Consider the following 14,054-nt stretch of genomic DNA (forward strand, 5'->3'; position numbering starts at 1 on the left):
TCACCTTCCTTACATCTCCAGCGGTAAACGCAGTTCTACAGAGCTTGTGCTCGGCTGAAACTGCTCCGCCTTCATGATTTTTCCTTGTACTATATTATAAATTTGCCCCTGCAGCAGTTCAGGATTGCCATGATCTCCTTCACCTTCGAAAGAGATAAGAATGTCTCTTCCCTCCTGTGAAAATCCGAGCCGAAGCTTCCGCGCTTCTCCTTGCGGAACAAGTCCGCTGTACTGATACGCCCTTATGGTCTGCATAATCACAGATGTCAGCTCATCACCTGTTTCGGGAGTCAGCTTGTCCTCCAGCTGCAGCCCTTCCTCCACTTCGATCTCCAGCTCCAGGCTGCTTCTGTAGGTACGGAAGGATTGCAGGTAGAATACCAGTGAAGGAACCCCCAGCTTGGCGATACGGCTGTCCAGCGCGATACGCTCCTTTATTCTTTCCACACATAACACGGATTTATCAGGCTTGCCCAGCTGGATATATCCGTAAAGTACTTGCAGATCGTTCATCCAATCATGACGATGGTGATTCAGTGTCCGGTTTGCCGCCTGCTGCAGAGTCTTCTCCTGTATACGCAGTTCCTCTTCATAATGACGCCGGTTGTAAAGAAAGCTGAATGCAAGCACTGCCGCTACCCATACACCGAGCAGCAGGCATGTGAAAAGGGAGGGTTGCCAATACACGAGACCTAAAGGAAGCACTGCGGATAACATGACAGCCCAGACGATACTTTTCCAGGATTTCATTCTTTCTCCCCGTCCCTCGGTTCGCAAAATTGATTCCAATGTCGCTATTGCTCATCTTGCTCGATATTTTCCATTTTCCAGTATAACACAGGCTTTCTCTGCAATCACCAGCATTCCTGCCGGGCGTTTGACTTGAATTCTATAGGTGCGAATATTTTCAAAAAAAGCCCCCGGCACTCATGCCGGAGGCTTCTCATCTAAATAGGTTCCGAAAGCTTACGCTTCCAGTGCCGCTGCTACCGGAGCGACATCAACCGGGTACACGCTCACTTTTTTGCGATCGCGGCCCCAACGTTCGAACTTCACTACGCCGTCCACAAGTGCGAACAGTGTATCATCCTTACCGATGCCCACGTTAGTGCCCGGGTGGATTTTTGTTCCGCGTTGACGAACCAAGATGTTGCCGCCGGTTACTGCTTGACCGTCAGCACGTTTCACGCCAAGACGTTTAGAGTGGGAATCACGTCCGTTCTTTGTGGAACCTACACCTTTTTTCGATGCGAATAATTGAAGATCCAATTTCAACATGTTGTCAACCTCCTTCTTCAAATAATGACTTCCTGTATCTGAACAAATTTTCTGTAAGATTTAGCGATATCTTTGAGCATCAGCACCATGGATTCCAGCAGAAGCTGCACCTTGGCGGAGACTTCAGGATCATTCACGGGAACCAGGGTTCCACTCAGAAATCCATCCTTCATCGAAGTATCCAGGACTACACCGGTCAGGCTTTCAATCGCATTCACTGTTCCAACCGTAACGGTCGAAACGCCCGCGCAGACGATGTCTTTACCATTCCTTGCGTATTCCGCATGCCCTTTGACGGCAAAACCGACAATGACACCTTGAGCAGAAGCCCGTGTAATCCGCACGTTAATCATTAACGCACCTTCTTACGCCTGAATCTTCTCGATAGTTACTTTGGTGTACGGTTGACGATGGCCTTGTTTCTTGTGGTAGTTCTTCTTAGGTTTGTATTTGTAAACTACAACCTTATGACCTTTACCATGTTTCTCGACTTTGGCTGTTACAGACGCGCCGCTTACCAGCGGAGTTCCTGCAGTCAAACCACCTTCGTTAGAAACAGCCAAGACACGGTCAAACGTTACGCTTGCGCCGTCTTCAGCTTCCAGCTTCTCAATGAACAACACGTCGCCCTCTTGGACTTTGTATTGTTTACCGCCAGTTTCGATAATTGCATACATTGTACTTGCACCTCCTCATGTCTCAGACTCGCCTAGTCTAGGTGGCAACCCCCGGAGGAATTACACTTGATATACCCGATCGGAGCGGTTACAGCATGTGCAGGAATATAATAACCAAACACATACTTGAAGATATTATCATACTTATTAGTCCAAGTCAAGTAGAAAGCGGCTTTATCATCCTTTTAACAGACGGTACCCTCTTAGCGTGAAAAACTGGCCTACTCCAGCCATGTCCCTACTTTGCCAGTCCCGCCGCAGCATTGACAGATCACCGGAGCAAATCCGGCCGAATCATGCCTTGCCTTCTTGCGGGTCATTTCCAGCAGGCCCAGATGGGTCCAGCCGAGAATATGCGTCTTGGTGCGGTCACGGCTGATGATGCTCTCCAGCTTCGCGATGACCTGCTTCCGGTGTTCCTCCCGCTCCATGTCAATGAAATCAACGATAATAATGCCGCCCGTATCCCGCAGACGGACAAGCCGCCCGATCTCTTCCGCCGCCAGCAGATTGGTCCGTGTTACCGTATCCTCGAGGTTTGTCCCGCCGGTGTACTGAGCCGTATTCACATCAATAACGGTGAGCGCCTCTGTCTCATCCCAAATGAGCGTAGCCCCGCCTTCAAGGATGATTTTGCGGCTGAAGCTCTTATGGAGCTGATCCCCTACACCATATGCCGAGAAGATGGACTCTTGTCCACGGTAGAATCCTACAGGCTTGTACCCTTCGGGAGCCATATCTGTAAGGAATGCTTCCGCCTCTTTAACCGCCTTGCCCGAATCAATCATCAGCTCATCACGCTGCGGGTTGAAGGCATCCCGGATAAACCGCTGAACGATGCTCAGATCACAATGCAGCAACGCCGGCGCTTCCAGTTCCTTGACCCGCCGGGTAATTACTTCCCACTGGGCCCGCAAAAAGGCCAGATCCCCTTCAACAGCCTCCACAGGCTCGTCCTCGGAGACTGTACGCATAATGATTCCTTCTTCACCCTGACGCAACCGTTCGCCGATTCCTTTAAGCCGGCTGCGCTCGGATTCGCGGCTAATTTTTTTGGAAACCCCGACATACTCGGCAAAAGGCATATACACCATCCAGCGTCCGGGCAAGGTATAATGAGTAGTCACCCGCGCTCCCTTGCCGCCACGCGGCTCTTTTCTCACCTGGACAACGATCTCCTGGCCGGGCTGCAGCAGCGTCTCAATAGAGGGCTTCACCTCCGGCTGCTTCTCCAGATGGGGATGCAGTACATCGTCTACATATAGAAAGGCATTCTTTTTCTGTCCGATATCTACAAAAGCCGCCTGCATACCCGGCAGCACATTCATAACCCGACCTTTATAATAACTCCCGACCAGACCTTGCTGCTGATCGCGTTCAGCCGCATATTCCACCAGCCTCCCGTTCTCCAGAAGTGCCATACGAGTAATATGTTGTGTGCAGTGAACGATCATTTGTTTCATGGCTTCACCTCTGGTTTGAATCATTCTAGCTTTATATTCCGAAATAAGAAGAAATCAGACGCTGCTCAGGGAGAACAGCCACTATATCCCTGTCATCGTTCATTACATAGATAAAATGATAATGGTTACGTTTAAATAGACGCAATATATCATCCAAAGGTTTCGCAGAGAACGCAACTATTGGCCGGGCAGCGCCCTCTGAATGCAGATACCGCTCATAGATCTGTTCCCTGTTCATCAAAAAAGCAACAAACCGGTAAGGCAGGTTGCGCTGGTCCGTTATATTGGAATAGAGCAGAAAGGCACCAATCATCAGCAGGTTAAGACGGAGTCCGCCGCCGGTTCCCAGCGGAAGCAGGGCGAACACCACAACAAGCAGACTGGCTGCAATACTGACTCTGCCGATCCACAGCAGGGTGTAATAATACGGAAGCAGCAGGCTTAGAGCGGCCTGCAGGATTTTGCCTCCGTCGAGCGGAAGCACCGGCAGCAGATTGAACAGCGCGATCATGGCATTGGCCCCGATGAAATAATCCAGATAAGCGCTGCTGCCATACTCCGCTTGCTTGAGGGCCAGCGCCATCAGGATCATAATTCCGTTCTGAAGCGGTCCGGCCAAGGCAATCCCCATTTCACGTCCGGCTGTCAGCCGCCCATGATCCTCAATGACCGCAACTCCCCCGAACGGCAGCAGTTGCACGGACTTGACGGTAACCCCGGTCAATAGTGCCGCACATACATGTCCGAGTTCATGGATAAATACAATCGAAAACAGAGTAATAATTTCAAGGAACTGTCCGGTAAGCACGGAGAGAAAAAGAATCAGCACGAAGAGCGGATGCAGTGACAGTTCAACACCGAAGATCCTAATCAAACGATACCACTTCAGCAGGATCAATATAAGACTTGTCTTTCATAATCGCAAAAAAAAGCATCGGAATCTGTGCATCCTCTGTCCCCTGAATCCAGCCCACCGTCTCTCCGCTCTGTACCCAGTCATCCACCGCGAGCCGCGTCCCGCTCAAATGACCGTATTCCGCCGTTATATTTCCGGTATGGCGGACGGTGATCCGGATGCCTCCCTGGGCTTCTTTGGACACGGACAATACCCGGCCCGTATCTACACTATCCACCGTGACACTTGAGCCTGAATCATCTGCCGGTATTATTTCTACCCCCTTAAGGGATTCGGCAAAGGGACGCGCAATGCTTCCCTCCAAGGGGGCGCTCAGTTCATGAACGGCTGTCACTTTCTCTGCCGGCACCTCTTTATCTCCGAAGATCGGAATGAACGAAGGGGCTCCATTGAAATGCTCCTCATACCATACCTGCACTGCGGCGAAATCCATATCATTACTAAGGGCGCCAGTAATGAAATACTGCGACTTCACTGCCCATGGCTCACTCACTGCGAAGATTCCCCACACCGCTCCAAAGACAAGCAGGCTGGCTACGGTCCGCCGCATGAAGCCTGCGCCAAAGCGCGGCCCATCCCCGCCTTCGTCCTCCCAGCTGCTGCGCTGCTTCTTCCACATTACCTCAGGGTCAGGTTCCGTTGAAGCAGTGAATTCATTTCGGGAACTAGCCCCCCATTCCCTGAATGGAATAGTGTTGTCAGGCAGAGTGAAAAGCGCTGGCGCTGATCCCGCTTCGGTCTGATCCTCTAATAAGCTCTGTATACGTTTCTTACGGCGATTTTTGATATCTCTCTCGTATTCCATATTGATCCCTCCGGGCGGGCTTGTTTTACTTCCATTTTATGAGTAGCGGAAGGTGCTTTAGAACAAGCCCTGTGGGGAGATAGCTATCAAGCAGAAGTGGTGTACCGGCCTTATTTCGTATATTCGCACAAAAAAACCCGCCAAGCATTTCTCAGCAGGCGGGTCAAAACGAAAGATCGCTATAAATAAGTGCCTGGCCACGGTTCAGCCCATTCCAAAAAATTTCTTGAACTTCTTAAAAGCACCCGGTTTCTGGTCCAGCTGCATGAGCGGCACCGCATCGCCAAGAATACGCCGGGCAATATTGCGGTAAGCAATTGCTGCTGAAGAATTCGGATTCATCACGGTAGGTTCACCGCTGTTCGCCGCCTTGATGACCAGCTCATCATCAGGTACAATCCCGATCAGATCAATATTGAGCACCTGCAGAATATCCTCGATATCCAGCATATCGCCGGATCTCACCATTCCCGGACGGATACGGTTGACCACCAGCTTCGGTGATTCCACATGTGACTGCTCCAGCAGACCGATGATCCGGTCCGCATCCCGCACCGCAGCATGCTCCGGAGTAGTGACCACAATAGCTTTGTCGGCCCCTGCAATGGCATTGCGGAAGCCGTGTTCAATCCCGGCCGGACAATCGATCAGAATATATTCGTATTCCTTCTTGAGTTCAAGAATAATATCCTTGACCTGCTCCGGTGTGACTGAGGTTTTGTCTTTGGTCTGGGCTGCAGGCAGCATATACAGCTCTTCAAAACGCTTGTCTTTGACCAGCGCCTGATTCAGACGGCAGCGGCCTTCCGCCACATCCACAAGATCGTAAATGATCCGGTTCTCCAGCCCCATGACTACATCCAAATTCCGCAGTCCAATGTCAGTATCTACTAGACATACTTTTTTGCCCTGCAATGCAAGTGCGGTCCCAATGTTGGCTGTTGTGGTTGTTTTGCCAACTCCGCCTTTGCCCGAGGTTACGACAATCGCTTCTCCCATGGAGGCTACACCCCTTTAAACACATTTAAATCCTGACGTAATTTGACTATATTATGAATTTTGTCGATTTGCATAGCACCACCTGATAAATAGGCAAATTCCATGCTGCTCTCCCGCGTTCCCCATTCATCCGGCGGCCTGCTGATAATATCAGCAATCCGGAGCTGGGTAGGAGCCAGCAGCGAAGCCGCAATAATCGCTTCCTGATTGCCGTTGATTCCGGCGTGTGCCATCCCTTTAAGCGCTCCAAGAATATAGATATCCCCCGAGCAGGTAATGGTTCCTCCCGGATTCACATCGCCGAGAAACAGCAGATTGCCCTCATGATGCAGCACCTGGCCGGAACGGAGCATTCCGCTCATCATAAATAACGCTTCCGTATCCTTCTCTTCAGGGTCCTCCAAGGCTTCAACGGAACGGATTAATAAGTTCCCCTGGCTTTTGAGAATCTCCAGAACTGCCTCTTTATCTTCTTCGGTAACAGGACGGTTGCCCAGCTTGATGTCCACATGCACAATCGGTCCGGTCAGGATATTTTGATGGCTGTGCTCCAGCTTATAGCGAAGCTCGCTTAAGAGATCTTCAAAGGGACACTTGTCGTCTAGCAGGAATACCAGGCCATCCTTGATGCCCTTAATCCTTACATGCTTGGATTTAACTGTCATATGCCTGTCCCCCCATCCTCATTCATTCGTGCCGGGCCGGGCAAATTCCTTCTTTATAGGATAAGAAAATGCAGCAGCGGCTTAAGCAGCTTCTTCTTTGCGGGTCTCTTTCTTCAGCAGCTCCAGCTGGCGCCGGAGCGGGATGTAGAGAAGCAAGCCGATAGCAAAATGAAACAGCATAGTAGGCAGCATATGGTGCAGAAGCGCCCAGTTATAGGGTTCTTTACTCAGATTAAAGACGCTGTAGATGGCAAAAAGCATGCTGTCCTCCAGCAGACTGCCCAGCAGTACCACCGTCATCATCAGCGGCAGCGGTGCACGCGGAATCTGGAATATCAGACCAATCAGATATGCGGATAATCCCATTGCAAAAGAATGTGCCCCAAGAATGCGGCCATAGAACACCACATCATGCAGCATTCCGAAGGATAAACCAAGAATAAGTGCCGTATGCCGGTGATGGTATACCGTCACAAACAGGATTACGATGAACACGAGATCAGGGATAATCCGCATCTCCCAGGCATTCGGAATCAGCCAGGGGAGAATAGTGTCTTCAAGGATAAATAAGAGTAACAGCAATAAAACAAGCACGGATCTGCGCATATTCACTATTCTCCACGCTCCTCCGTAAAGACAACGAAGAGTTCCTTCCAGTCCTGGAATCCTGCCGCCGGCTTGATGATCGCTGTAGAAGTCAACCCAAACTCCCCGGTCTTCACTTCTTCAACCGTACCGATAGTCATTCCACGCGGATACAGTCCTCCAATGCCGGACGAGATGATGAGATCTTCCTTGGCAATCGGATTACCCGCGGGAATTTTATTCATCATGAGCATTCCGGTCTGCTGGTCGTAACTCTCTATCATCCCAAAGGTCTCACCTTCCTTATTGAAGGCAGTAGCCGAAATCGGCGGCTGGGAGTTGGGATCATTGATATCCATCATCGTCATCAGCTTAACGGTAGAGGTGAAATTACTCACATTACTAATTACCCCGACGAGCCCTTCGACAGAAGTTACAGACATGTTCAGCTTAATTCCATCCTTCGCTCCGAGATCAATAACAAGCGTGTTGTTACCCGGCTCTGTCGTCAGACTGACTACATTAGCGATATGATATTCATAGTTATATAGATTCGTTTGTGCCTTAGTAAATTCAAGATCTTTTTTATAGCCTTCATTCTCGGACTTGATAAAATTATACTGCGCCTTATCCCGGGCGTATTGCGCTGCCAGGATTTTGAGCTGCTTATTCTCTTCAGCCAAATCATGCAGGTTCCCGATATCTTGGAACAAGCCCGCTACGTATCCAGCGGGCTTGTAGAACAAATTCTGCACGAAACCGGTCGTATCTCTGAGGAAGTTCTCCGGCCAGGACAAGTTTTTCCTTTGTCCCAGGCTGAAGCCCATCACCACGATAAACATAACCAGTGTAATCAGCAATATAAATAAACGTTTATTATTAAACAGCTTAAACAGTTTCAACACCCTCTAACAACCGAATTTCTCCCACATCAGGGGTTGACGTTCACAGGTCAGAATTGTCTTAGCGTTTGGAACGGAGACTCGAACTGCTGCGGCTCTTGAACAAATGAATATTCTCGAGTGCCTTACCTGTACCAATAGCTACACAGTCCAGCGGATTCTCGGCAACGATAACCGGCATTCCGGTCTCACGCGCCAGCAGCTTGTCCAGGTTACGCAAAAGCGCACCGCCGCCTGTAAGCACAATACCGCGGTCCATAATGTCGGCAGCAAGCTCAGGCGGACATTTCTCCAGCGTTACTTTTACAGCTTCAACAATAGCATTCACTGTATCCGACAAAGCTTCACAGATCTCATCAGAGGTGATAGTCAGCGTCTTCGGAAGTCCCGTTACCAGATCGCGGCCGCGGATTTCCATCGTTTCGGCTTTCTCGAGCGGCAGAGCAGAACCCACATCCATCTTCAGCTGCTCCGAAGTGCGTTCCCCGATCATGAGATTATACTGGCGTTTGATATATTGGATGATGGACTCATCCGCTTCATCGCCGGCTACACGGACAGAACGGCTTGTTACGATACCGCCGAGTGAGATGACCGCCACTTCGGTAGTTCCGCCGCCGATATCCACAACCATGCTTCCTGTAGGTTCCCATACCGGGAGATCCGCTCCGATGGCAGCGGCAAAAGGCTCTTCAATGATATAGGCCTCACGCGCTCCCGCCTGCTTCGTTGCATCTTCAACGGCGCGTTGTTCAACAGCCGTAATTCCGGATGGTACACAGACCATGACATTCGGGTGGCGCTGGAACATCGAGCGCTGCTTCTGTGCCTGGCGGATAAAATATTTAATCATTGTTGCCGTAGTATCAAAATCTGCAATGACCCCGTCCTTCATCGGACGAATGGCACGAATGTTGCCCGGTGTGCGTCCGATCATTTTTTTGGCGGACTCCCCTACAGCTTCAATCGTCTTTGTATCAGTGTTAATGGCTACCACGGAAGGCTCTCTTACAACAATCCCTTTACCGCGCACGTAGACAAGCGTATTCGCTGTCCCCAAGTCAATTCCTAAATCTTTCGTAAAACCACCTAACATCTTGTATGCTCCTTTTCCTTGTGGATCTAGACAATTGTATTACATATAACCTTTTTCTTTCAAACTTACAAAGCTGCTGTCACCAATAACCAGGTGATCCAGCACGTCGATGCCGACGATTTCACCTGCCTGCATCAGCCTTGAGGTCAAGGAGATGTCTTCAGGACTCGGTGTCGGATCACCGCTCGGATGATTATGTGCGCATATAATAGCTGCGCTGCTGCATTTCATGGCTGCCCGGAACACCTCGCGGGGATGCACAATGGAGGCGTTAAGGCTGCCCATGGACAATGTTTCCTGCGCAATAACATGATTCTTCGTATTCAGAAACAAGCAGATAAAATGCTCCTTCTGCAAATAACGCAGCTGCTCGGTCAGAATCTCCGCCGCGTCCTGGGGACTGCGGATGATAACCGGTTCTGTAAGCCGGGAGTTCGCCATGCGTCTTCCCAGCTCTATGCCTGCTTTCAGTTGCACGGCCTTGGCAGGGCCAATGCCTTTGATTGTTGTCAGTTCTTCAATGCTCAGGTCCGCCAGCCCGCGGAGGCCGCCTGTAATCCCCAGCAACCGCTGGGCGATATGAATAGCCGATTCATTCTGCGCACCTGTGCGCAGCAGAATAGCCAGCAGCTCCGCCTGACTTAATGATTCCGCCCCATAATGCATCATGCGCTCTCGTGGTCGTTCTTCATGGGGGAGGTCACGCAGCATAAATGATTGCGACTCCATCCCTAACCCTCTTTCTTCCGCTATCCTTGCCGGTTCAGTACAGAAATGCCGAACCCGGACAACATGCCGCTTAGCAGCGACAACGGCAGACCAACCACGTTAAAATAACAGCCTTCAATTTCGTCCACCAGGGTGGCACCAAGCCCTTGTATTGCATAAGAGCCGGCTTTGTCGGCAGGCTCCCCGGTCGCGATGTAGGCGCAGATTTCATCTTCGCTCATTGCTCTCATAGTTACAGAGGTTACCCTGTGATCTACCAGGGTCCGACCCTCTGCAAGACCGATACAGGCCGCCCCGGTATATACCTGATGTGTTCTTCCTTGCAGCATGGCCAGCATCTTAGCGCTGTCCTGCTCGTCCACCGGCTTGCCGAGCACCTTATCATCAAGCACGACAATCGTGTCGCTGCCGACAATAACAGCATCCCGGTCTCCGGCTGCAGGGATTACTGCCTCCGCTTTGCGCACGGCCAGATTACGCACGATGGTCTCAGGCGTCCATTCCGGCGGCGTACTCTCATCAGCTTCACTGACCAGAACCTCGAAAGGCAGGCCAAGCGAGGCTAACAGTTCACGCCGCCGCGGCGAACCCGAAGCAAGAATAATGTATCGCGTGTTGTCATGCTCCACTGTAATAAACGTCCCTTCTAGATGCCGGCAGCGAACGCTACAGTCTGCGGTACAGCCATACAGCTGTTATCATTCCGGCAAGACTGAGCAGGCACAATTTCAAATGGATAGTGATGTCATAGGTTATGATGTCCAAATCAGCTTGCGGCGACCACTTGAGTACAGTCGAGGTTGTAAGAAAAGACAGAGCTTGCACAGGTTCCAGCAGCTTGGCAATCCAGGCTCCGGCCAGCCAGCCCAGAATTAGAAATAACAGCAGTGTTCCTACATTTTTCTTCTTCATTTTGGTCTTCCCTCGCCATTTTTTGACACCCTAATTATTATACGGTGAAACGGAGTTCAATACAAACGCAAAATCCGTTCAGGGAATGTTTACCACAGCCTTGCCGCATAAAGCCCGATTTCACCGTCTCCGCCGGGTGTGGTCCACTAACATTATCCGACTCCGGCACAATAGGCAACTGATTTATCATGAAGCAGCTATACTGGCGAGCCACACAGCAATCCCCCGTCCGGCAAACAGCCGGTACGGGGGATGGGCAACACCTTATACAATTGGGTGGATGTTCAGCTTATCGCAGACAGCAGACTTTTCTGGCCGGTCAAAAAGCTCATCATAGCCTCCTGCACTTCCCAGAGCAGGCCCTCTGCCTTATTCTTGCCGTACTCGTTCAGTGCGGATATTCCCCGGCTCATGGATTTCTCCAGCCCGGCGGCAAAATTCTTCCCTTCCGTCGACAGCCCCGACTCCAGCTGCTTGACGGCTTGGGTCCACTGCATATGAAGATCACTTACCGCTGAGCTGTCGGTACTGCTGGCCGCACCGCTCAGCAGCGAAGCAGACAGGCCGCTCAGCTCACTCAACAACTGGCTGCTGACCGCAAAATAGCTGTCCACCACTTCCGCCGTTCCGTTAAAGCTGACCTGATCTACAGCGGGTAAGGCCACTTCCCTTACATACAGCTCGATCCCCTGATTCTTCAGACCGCTGCTGAGCAGCTTGGCCTGCTCACGCTCAGGCGACATCCCGGCGTACACCCGGTTGCCGTCCGCCGGGTCCAGACCTGCGGCAAGCCCTGCGGCCAGCAGCTCCTGCTGAGCCTGCGCAGCACCAGCCGGTGTGCTGAATACGCCGTATTGGAGCAGATAATAGCTTTGCGCCGCAATCTGTACCGGAACATGCGCTGCGACCGCCTCACTGGTTCCTTCAACCGGCACGCCGGTGATATCTGCTTCCACTCCACCGCCAGTATCATTCTGGCTCTGAACGGCCCCCGTCTGAACAGCAGAACTGCCGCTTCCATTCCCGGTGCCCGTCCCTCCGCCACTGATGAAGGACAGCGCTGCATAGCCGAGCAGGATTCCCGTGCCTAATGCTCCCGCTACTGACAAAGCAAACTTCCACCAATAAGATGGGCGGCGGGTATGGTAGGAGCCTCCATACAGATTCCCGTGCGTGCTGAACTGCCCAAACCGCTCCTGCTCAGCGCCCCGCTCATCCTCAAACAGCGGGTAGTTCTCACCTGGCGGTGCATTATCATCGTCCCTGTAAACCTCCGCATAAACTGGAATTGTGCGTGTTCTTGAGTCTGGAAGATATGGATACTGTCCAGTATCATACTCTCCATCTGAATCATCCCAGTTCCGGCGGCGCGGACCAGAGGATTTCATATAAGATACTTCAGCTGCACGGGGGATTTCCACCCGCTCCAGATCAACGATGTATTCAGCTGCACGGAGATCGAGGGCCGCTCTGATCTCCTCACGCTGTTCCCTGTCCTCAACTTCCAGAGTTCTAACAGGTTCTCTTACTATACGGCGGTCTGCCATTTCTGCCTTACGTTCTGCCGTCTCCTCATCAAACCGGAATGTCATTCTTCCGCTATTCAATGCTCACACCTCGCTATCTTCAGTTCTATACTGAAACATATGATAGAGGTGAGATAGATATGCTATATTAATATATTTATACCAGACTAAGTACTTTCTCCCTAACCCCTTCCGCCGCGTAGTGCTTGAGCAGTGTCCGGTAAGCCTGATCCGCAATAATGTAGCCGAGCTCCGGCGTTGTCAGCAGCTTCACCAGCTGGCCCGCAAAGACTGCACTCGTGCCTGCGAGCAGAATATCCCGTCCCGTCTCACAGATTAATTCCTCCGAACCGCTCAGGCTGCAGACGACCGGCGTCCGCAGCGCCCAGGCTTCCAGGATCTTAATCTGCCCCCCGCAGCCTTCGCGCAAAAAAGCTGCCACAGCGCTGGCCCGCCGGATGTAATCGGCTGTATGTTCATATTCCCTGACAATTTCAATAGAAGCATCATTAAGGGCTAAGGCGGCAACCTCCGGATGGACTTCCTCACTGATCAGATAACACCGGAAATCCGGCACCTCGGCTTTGACCAGAGGGTATATCTTCTTTAAGAACAATAAGGCCACATTCTTGCCCTGGCTGGTATTCATATTCCAATGAAGGACAATGGATTTCTCTTTGTTTACTGTCTCACCGGAGGCATAAGCAGGCTCCTTCAGGTCAATATAAGGCGGAATTACATGAACCTTGCCTGCATCCGCAAAGGATAACGCCTTAAAGGAAAGGGCATCCCATTCTGTAGCGGTCAGCAGCAGACTGGTCTTGTTCATTAATCTCCGCTCTTCCCGGCGGATCAGTGCAGCATTCAGCTTATGATAGCTTTTGCTAATTCCGCGTTTGCCGGCCGCCCTATTCTCCAGCATTCCGCTCCCGAAACGGTGGGCATCTGTAATAATGACTGCCTCCGGAAGCAATGAGGATACAATATCCAGGCAATTACTCAGCATATAATAGGAAATAAACACATGACTGTATGTATTCAAGCGGCACATCTCCGTGATTTCAGACCGCAAAGACTTATCATTACCGATCAGCGGAGAGTGTGAGCGCAGCTTGCTCAGCGGGTGCAGCAGTGACCTCTGTGAAGCAGAAGACCTCTTCACCTGGTGCACCGTAAGTGCAGGCCCAGGCTCTACCGCCAGCTCACGGCGGCAATGACAATATTCGAGCAGATCAATATCAAACCGCTCCAGCAGAATATCAAGAAAATTCTCTGTTCTTATTTCTCCTTCTAAATCTTCGGGATAACGACTCTGGGCTGATAGGAACAGCATTTTCTCTCTCATGGCTATAGCTCCTTGGTTCTATGTAAATGGTTATTGTTGTATACAAAGAAAAATAGGCCGGATTACATCCAGCCTTCATTTATGAATCTTTAGATGTAGATCAATAGTAACGCAGTTCCCGGAAAAAGATTGTCGATTTATGGGATGAAATAATTT

Annotated in this window: 17 protein-coding genes and 1 other annotated feature; all 17 genes read right to left on the minus strand. The window is 51.0% G+C overall.

Annotation, left to right across the window (positions count from 1 at the left end):
• Positions 1–9: 9 nt before the first annotated feature.
• Entirely contained in the window at positions 10–750 is a 741-nt protein-coding gene (locus R50912_RS33900) for a Spo0B domain-containing protein (RefSeq protein ID WP_042238843.1), read from the minus strand.
• Positions 751–966: 216 nt separating this feature from the next.
• Positions 967–1,278 carry a 50S ribosomal protein L27 gene (gene rpmA, locus R50912_RS25865; protein ID WP_020429282.1) on the minus strand — a complete coding sequence of 104 codons (312 nt, stop codon included), beginning with the start codon at positions 1,276–1,278 and terminating at the stop codon, positions 967–969.
• 17 nt (positions 1,279–1,295) lie between these two features.
• On the minus strand, positions 1,296–1,631 hold the full coding sequence (locus R50912_RS25870) for a ribosomal-processing cysteine protease Prp (protein ID WP_042139581.1): 336 nt from the start codon (positions 1,629–1,631) through the stop codon (positions 1,296–1,298).
• Positions 1,632–1,643: 12 nt separating this feature from the next.
• Positions 1,644–1,955 (minus strand): 50S ribosomal protein L21, encoded by a 312-nt coding sequence (gene rplU / locus R50912_RS25875; RefSeq protein ID WP_036698983.1) that lies wholly within the window; start codon positions 1,953–1,955, stop codon positions 1,644–1,646.
• 14 nt (positions 1,956–1,969) lie between these two features.
• Positions 1,970–2,055: a sequence feature (ribosomal protein L21 leader region), on the minus strand.
• A 121-nt stretch (positions 2,056–2,176) separates the two neighbouring features.
• Positions 2,177–3,418, minus strand: a complete 1,242-nt coding sequence (locus tag R50912_RS25880) for an Rne/Rng family ribonuclease (RefSeq protein WP_042238846.1) — start codon at positions 3,416–3,418, stop codon at positions 2,177–2,179.
• Positions 3,419–3,449: 31 nt separating this feature from the next.
• Positions 3,450–4,292, minus strand: a complete 843-nt coding sequence (locus tag R50912_RS25885) for a M50 family metallopeptidase (protein ID WP_042238848.1) — start codon at positions 4,290–4,292, stop codon at positions 3,450–3,452.
• Positions 4,285–5,139 carry a M23 family metallopeptidase gene (locus R50912_RS25890; protein ID WP_042238850.1) on the minus strand — a complete coding sequence of 285 codons (855 nt, stop codon included), beginning with the start codon at positions 5,137–5,139 and terminating at the stop codon, positions 4,285–4,287. Before R50912_RS25890 ends, R50912_RS25885 begins: the two co-directional genes overlap by 8 nt.
• A 204-nt stretch (positions 5,140–5,343) precedes the next feature.
• Positions 5,344–6,138, minus strand: coding sequence for a septum site-determining protein MinD (minD, locus tag R50912_RS25895; protein WP_042139584.1), 795 nt, complete (start codon positions 6,136–6,138; stop codon positions 5,344–5,346).
• Positions 6,139–6,143: 5 nt separating this feature from the next.
• Complete coding sequence (minC, locus tag R50912_RS25900) at positions 6,144–6,803, minus strand: septum site-determining protein MinC (RefSeq protein ID WP_039300519.1); 660 nt, start codon at positions 6,801–6,803, stop codon at positions 6,144–6,146.
• Positions 6,804–6,884: 81 nt separating this feature from the next.
• The gene (mreD, locus tag R50912_RS25905; protein ID WP_081956655.1) at positions 6,885–7,415 is read right to left on the minus strand and encodes a rod shape-determining protein MreD; all 531 of its coding nucleotides are present in this window, start codon (positions 7,413–7,415) and stop codon (positions 6,885–6,887) included.
• Positions 7,415–8,293 carry a rod shape-determining protein MreC gene (gene mreC, locus R50912_RS25910; RefSeq protein ID WP_042238852.1) on the minus strand — a complete coding sequence of 293 codons (879 nt, stop codon included), beginning with the start codon at positions 8,291–8,293 and terminating at the stop codon, positions 7,415–7,417. Before mreC ends, mreD begins: the two co-directional genes overlap by 1 nt.
• Positions 8,294–8,351: 58 nt before the next feature.
• Entirely contained in the window at positions 8,352–9,386 is a 1,035-nt protein-coding gene (locus tag R50912_RS25915) for a rod shape-determining protein (protein ID WP_039300524.1), read from the minus strand.
• Positions 9,387–9,425: 39 nt separating this feature from the next.
• The gene (gene radC, locus R50912_RS25920) at positions 9,426–10,115 is read right to left on the minus strand and encodes a RadC family protein (RefSeq protein WP_042238855.1); all 690 of its coding nucleotides are present in this window, start codon (positions 10,113–10,115) and stop codon (positions 9,426–9,428) included.
• A gap of 20 nt (positions 10,116–10,135) precedes the next feature.
• A complete protein-coding gene (locus R50912_RS25925; protein ID WP_042238858.1) occupies positions 10,136–10,744 on the minus strand; it encodes a Maf family protein in 609 nt (202 codons plus the stop codon).
• A 37-nt stretch (positions 10,745–10,781) separates the two neighbouring features.
• Entirely contained in the window at positions 10,782–11,027 is a 246-nt protein-coding gene (locus R50912_RS25930) for a DUF4321 domain-containing protein (protein WP_042238860.1), read from the minus strand.
• A gap of 284 nt (positions 11,028–11,311) precedes the next feature.
• Positions 11,312–12,634 (minus strand): hypothetical protein, encoded by a 1,323-nt coding sequence (locus tag R50912_RS25935; protein WP_197072983.1) that lies wholly within the window; start codon positions 12,632–12,634, stop codon positions 11,312–11,314.
• A gap of 76 nt (positions 12,635–12,710) precedes the next feature.
• Positions 12,711–13,898: a glycosyltransferase gene (locus R50912_RS25940; protein ID WP_042238862.1), complete on the minus strand. Its 1,188-nt coding sequence runs from the start codon at positions 13,896–13,898 to the stop codon at positions 12,711–12,713.
• Positions 13,899–14,054 lie beyond the last annotated feature (156 nt).

It is taken from the genome of Paenibacillus sp. FSL R5-0912 (assembly GCF_000758605.1).
Lineage (GTDB): Bacteria > Bacillota > Bacilli > Paenibacillales > Paenibacillaceae > Paenibacillus_AQ.